This window comes from Sulfurovum sp., assembly GCF_041562805.1.
Classification (GTDB): domain Bacteria; phylum Campylobacterota; class Campylobacteria; order Campylobacterales; family Sulfurovaceae; genus Sulfurovum.
This window is the reverse complement of the sequence record NZ_JBFFOH010000160.1, coordinates 1-5,613: the sequence shown is the minus strand read 5'-3', so window position 1 is coordinate 5,613 and position 5,613 is coordinate 1. Positions and strand designations below refer to the sequence as shown.

The following is a 5,613-nucleotide window of genomic DNA, read 5'->3' as shown; positions in this document are numbered from 1 at the left end:
TCAGAAGAGTGATCAAGTAAATTGCGAAACATTATGAGCCCATCCTCATCTTTTTTACGCTTAGTGATGTCACGTATTATGCCGATGGCTTCCCACTTGCCCTCTTTCATATTGGCTGAAAGCGACAGTTCTATAGGAAACTCTGTACCATTTTTATTCAAAGCACTCAGTTCAATAGTTTTTCCTACAATAGTACCTAAGCCCGTTTTTACAAAGTTCTTGAATCCAATATTGTGAGCTTCTTGAAAGCGCTCAGGGGCTAAAAGGGGATGCAACGCCTTTCCGACAACCTCTTCTTTTGCGTAACCAAACATGCTCTCGGCGGACTCATTCCAATAGGTAATATTCCCTTCGTCGCTTATGATGATAATGGCATCCTGCGCGGTTCTCGTAATGCTATGAAATTTCTCCTCGCTCTCTTGCAGCAATTGTTCGGACTTTATCCGTTCGGTGATGTCACGGATGTTACACTGGGTCACTCTCTGGCCGGCAACATAGTAGATGTTACTTACAAACTCGACATCGACCAGTCTCCCATCCTTTGTCTTTATCGGCAAGTCCTCATAACGGACATAATCATTCTCCTGCAGCTCTTCGAACGATATTTTGCTGGCCGCTATATCAGCTATGAATCCTAGCTCCCATAGACTTTTTCCTGTGATCTCATCAAGTGTGTACGCGGTGAGCTTTAGTATGAACGGATTGGCATCCACAATAATCCCGGTTTCACCGTCGAGAATCAAGATACCGTCTTTGGCAGACTCAAACAGCCGTCGATATTGGCTTTCCGATGTTCGAAGCGCCGTTTGAATCTCCATCCGTTCGGTTATGTCACGGATGTTACACTGGATAACCCTTTGTCCACTAACATAATAGGCGTTACTGACGAACTCAACATCGACCAGTTGCCCATCTTTTGTCAGTATCGGCAAGTCCTCATAACGAATATAATCATTCTCCTGCAGCTCTTCGAACGATATTTTGCTGGCCGCTATATCAGCTATGAAGCCTAGCTCCCATAGATTCTTTCCTGTAATCTCATTAAGTGTGTAAGCGGTGAGCTTTAGTATGAACGGATTGGCATCCACAATAATCCCTGTTTCACCGTCGAGAATCAAGATACCGTCTTTGGCAGACTCAAACAGCCGTCGATATTGAGCTTCCGATGTCTGCAGAGCATTCTTAATCTTTATTTGATCTGTAACATCTTCGAGCGTGTGTACCGAGTATAGATAGTTTTGATCTTTATCTTTGACTACGTAAGCGCGTGAAAGATAATTTAAATCACCGATCTGCAGTGTTTTCTCACTTCCTTTGTCAGCATCCTTTTCCCTGCCGGGCAAACAGTTATGCAGAGGGGAATGAGTCTTTGGGAAGATATCATAGTAAGGGCGTCCGACGATCTGATTGTAAGGGATCCCGGCTTGTTGCTGATAGGCATGGTTACAGCGGAGGATATGAAAATTTTTATCATGGATAAAGATCGGATCGTCCAGCATATCTAAAGCAGCCATCCAGTCCTGATGCGCTTGCTGTATACTCTGGTCCATTAGTAGAACGTTTTTTTCAGATTCGGCCAACTGCTTTTTTACGACTTTGAGTTCTTTCTTTAAGTCTTCATCAGATTCAGCAGACTGCTTTTTTACGACTTTGAGTTCTTTCCTTAAGTCTTCATTGGTATCGTTCATAATGTTGCTCCATATGAAAACAGATTATAATTTGGGACAAGGCTGTTTTACAGTTATTATAGCGAGAAGCAAATAAATAGGGTGTATGGAGTTCCGGTTATAACCGTTATGATAGATTTTGAGATTTATTGCAAAAGTACAGGGGAAATGAGTGGTGACAACTACAGCTCCGATCTTCATAACAGAGGGCTGAGTCTATCCTAAATATGGATTAGGCGTTCACTCCCCAATATATAATTAGTGAACGCAAGTAAAGAGAGAAAAAGAGGTCAGTTTTACATCAAGAATAGACACCGAGTAATGTATATGTAGCTTGAAAGTGTTTGTTTTAGGGGTTGAAGACTAAAGTGGCTCCGGATACTGGAAACCATCTTCAAAACCCTTATATACCCTAAAAGACCCTGTATATCGAAGTTTTCCAAGTTCAAAGATTGTCAGAAAAGGTATCTTTTGGGTCATTAATAGCACCAAATTGACACCGAAATATTCAAATAAATCTTTTATCTAGCAATAGGGAGCATTCCACATCAGAAAAAATTGAAGATTGAAGAGCTGACCCCTATTGTTCTATTTTTTATTCCATATCAGGAGAAATGGAATGAGTTATGTTGTGACGATAGTTAGGCAATTCCCTCTCTTCCTTGGAGGGATACATATACTCATATGGTGGCAAACGAACAGGCTGGAGTCCGTCGATTGCCTTTAATCGTAATCCAATTTTTAATTTTTTTGACAATATTTCAAATTCTTCTTTATTCAAGGGACCAATTATATGTTTTTTAATTTGATACTTTTTTTCATCATTATATTTTTCTACTATCCAATAAGCTTCATATTTATAATAAGGATCTTTTGAATATAAAATTATCCACTTCTCGTTGTAGGCATATTTTTGTATTTGATAAGGAATTAGATTTTCCGCAATACTACACCCAAACAAACCTTCATCGTAACACTTTATCAATCTCCAAGAATGTTCCGTGTCCCAAAGAGTCAGCACAATTCCTTGACCTAAAGATTTTTCCTTGCCATATTGCTTATTGCACACTATATAGCAAGTAATAGTACCTATAAGGACAATTACAATAATTAGTAACCATTTTTTCATTTTAGTTATCCATTTACTCTTCATGATTTATTCTTTATTTAATCGTCCTGTTCCGTATACACTTAAAGGAAATCCATGACTACTGTCCAAGCCTTGATACTTGGTTTCTCCCCAAATAGCAGCTTTTCTCACAACATTTCCTCCCTGGTTCCAATCATATCTGGTTGCACTATTATTTACCACACGGACATCACCATCGTTATTTGATAAAACCATATCTACAGAACCTAATGCATATGTCGTATCTCTAGTTCTTTTATTATTAAAGACATTTCCAGCTCTAAACAATTGCACAGGTGAAGATTTTCCAACCCCATTTTTAAAATCATCTTTACTCAACGCTCCAAAATCCATTTTAGCTGCATCAAAATAAAGAGCATCATCAGGTGTTCCTATATTGTTAGGTCTGGATTTTGCCCAAGACACACCTTCCTCTCTACTAACATAACCATCATAATCTGGTCTAGATGAAAGGTTTGAATAATGCGTGTTCATTTTTCCACTAGCTTCTTTCTCTAGTGGTCCAATAAAGCTATTTTTCTTCGCATCAGCTGGAGACATGGACTGAGTAAAGCTGCCCGAATCCATAACAATATTATCTCCCTTCAAACCTCCATCATCAGTACCTAAAAAGTTTCCTTTTGGATCATAGACAGGAGACAGTCCTGCTGGGTCAGTTAAATTCACTGGATTATTATAAGTATACGCAAACAGGCTCAGATTCTTAGGATTAAAAACCCCACCATTCGTCTGCCCAGACATATACTCACCAATGATTGGATCCGGCGACTGCCACACAGAGGTGCGCGGGTCATAATACCGAGCCCCATAATAATACAATCCAGTCACTTCGTCAAGTTCTTTGCCCGTAAACTTGTAAGGGGTTACCTGAGTATTGGAATGCTCATGCGCGAAGGTCTCGCCGAACGGGAAGTACTCAAGGTGTTCGTACACCTTGCCTTTCTCGTCTGTTACGAAGCTTGAGCTTCCCAGATGGTCAGGGTGATAGTAGTACTGCTCTTTTTCCAGGATGACGTTGTTCGAATTGCCATTCTTCTCCTGCTTGACCATCTTCGTGGCTATACGCTGGCTACCGGAATAGAAGTGTTTGCTGGCCACTTCGCCTTCTCGGATGAGGATGGTACGAGCCTGCACGGCTTCACTTCGTTACGATCCGTTTCGGTTCCGACACTACAAACAACAAGCAGTTGTTGTTTGCTTGACGTGTATCACATAGAAGGTCTCGCCCTGCGCCGTACGTTTTAGGGTTCGATCGCCGCTGGCGTCATAGACGTAGTTACTGGTCTGGCCCTTGTCACGGCTGTGTGCATTCCACCCCAGTAGAGGTGGAACATGCTAAATTGAAAATTGAAGAGATGCCCCCTATTTTCGGCATGAGGAATATGAGCTATGAATCTTCTTGTATCCAATACTGTTTCGTGTCTTTTAAAAACTGTTCCTTTATCTTGTCTATCTCATAGTAAGACTTCCTACTATCTAAACTTCCTCCAAGATAGATGATTACATTTTTAAAACCAGAAAAATCTTGCAAATGCGTTATAGTATTTTCTTCTACTTCATAACTTATGTCATTATGATGAATAATCACCTTATTAGGTGGTATAAATATCTTCAATTCATCATTTTTAATCGCAATCAGTTTGCTATCTGAATCTATTATTTTAATATGATCATAACTTCCTATAAAGGCCAATAAAAATTTATACTTTGGCACTATATAGGTTTCACGGTGAGAGTTTGGTCCTAGCCCTATTTCTTCAGTAAAAATTGTAATGAAATGTTTATCGTGATATAAGCTTTTCCTATCCACAATTTTTAGGTAAAAAACGATGAAAAATATCATAGCAACTACCGCTAATACTGAAGATATATATTTCAATTTTTTATACATGATGTTATCTTTTTAAACTACTGGGATCAAGTGAGTACCCATATAAACTTTTTAAATATTGATATTTGTTCTCACCATATTTTGGAGCAGAACCGTACGTCGCTCCAGTCATCTGATTATTTAAAACTCTAATTGCACCATGTGCTGGGTTTACACCTTGCAGTGCACCTGCAGTTTTTTGGAAGTCTTCATGTGAAACACCATGTGATTTAGCATTCATTCCAGCTAGTATGTTACCAGCATCTCGTACAGAAATATATTTGTCTTTAAATTTATAGCCATTGTATGAGTACATTGGTGATTCAGCATCTTCACTTTTTATATCATATTCTCCGGCTGCACTTTTAATCGCTAACATTAATTTCGAATCGTCTTTTGCTTTATCAAATAAAGAGCTAACTTTTTCTTCTATAGATTTTCCAAACATGATTTTTCCTCTTGCTTTTCCTGTTTCCGGACTTTGAAATGAATCCATAAATTGGGATTCTCCCATTTTTTCCATTGGTCCGGCCTGACCATTTGGAGGCATTCTGTAAATTCCGTTATCCATATCATCTACATTAACATTTTGTACATTTCCATCATAGTCAGTAACAGTTGACTCCCCAGTTGGATCAATAGAGTTAATTGGATTATTATAAGTATACGCAAACAGGCTCAGATTCTTCGGATTAAAAACCCCACCATTCGTCTTACCCGACATATACTTATCCAAGATCGGATCCGGCGACTGCCAAACACTCGTCCTCGGGTCATAATACCGAGCCCCATAATAATACAACCCCGTCACTTCATCCAGCTCTTTGCCCGTAAACCTGTACGGCGTCACCTGGGTGTTTGAGTGCTCGTGGGCAAACGTTTCGCCGAACGGGAAGTACTCAAGGTGTTCGTACACCTTGCCTTTT

5 protein-coding genes are annotated in these 5,613 nt (G+C 39.6%); all 5 read right to left on the bottom strand.

Features of this window, described 5'->3' with window-relative positions:
• Positions 1–1,688 (bottom strand): PAS domain-containing protein (locus ABYK33_RS13385; RefSeq protein WP_373033773.1); only part of this gene is annotated, 1,688 nt, incomplete at its 3' end.
• A 574-nt stretch (positions 1,689–2,262) separates the two neighbouring features.
• Positions 2,263–2,820, bottom strand: coding sequence for a hypothetical protein (locus ABYK33_RS13380; protein WP_373033772.1), 558 nt, complete (start codon positions 2,818–2,820; stop codon positions 2,263–2,265).
• A gap of 3 nt (positions 2,821–2,823) precedes the next feature.
• Positions 2,824–3,915 carry an RHS repeat domain-containing protein gene (locus ABYK33_RS13375; RefSeq protein WP_373033771.1) on the bottom strand — a complete coding sequence of 364 codons (1,092 nt, stop codon included), beginning with the start codon at positions 3,913–3,915 and terminating at the stop codon, positions 2,824–2,826.
• Between the two features lie 289 nt (positions 3,916–4,204).
• The gene (locus ABYK33_RS13370; protein WP_373033770.1) at positions 4,205–4,708 is read right to left on the bottom strand and encodes a hypothetical protein; all 504 of its coding nucleotides are present in this window, start codon (positions 4,706–4,708) and stop codon (positions 4,205–4,207) included.
• Between the two features lie 4 nt (positions 4,709–4,712).
• Positions 4,713–5,613 (bottom strand): RHS repeat-associated core domain-containing protein (locus ABYK33_RS13365; RefSeq protein ID WP_373033769.1); only part of this gene is annotated, 901 nt, incomplete at its 5' end.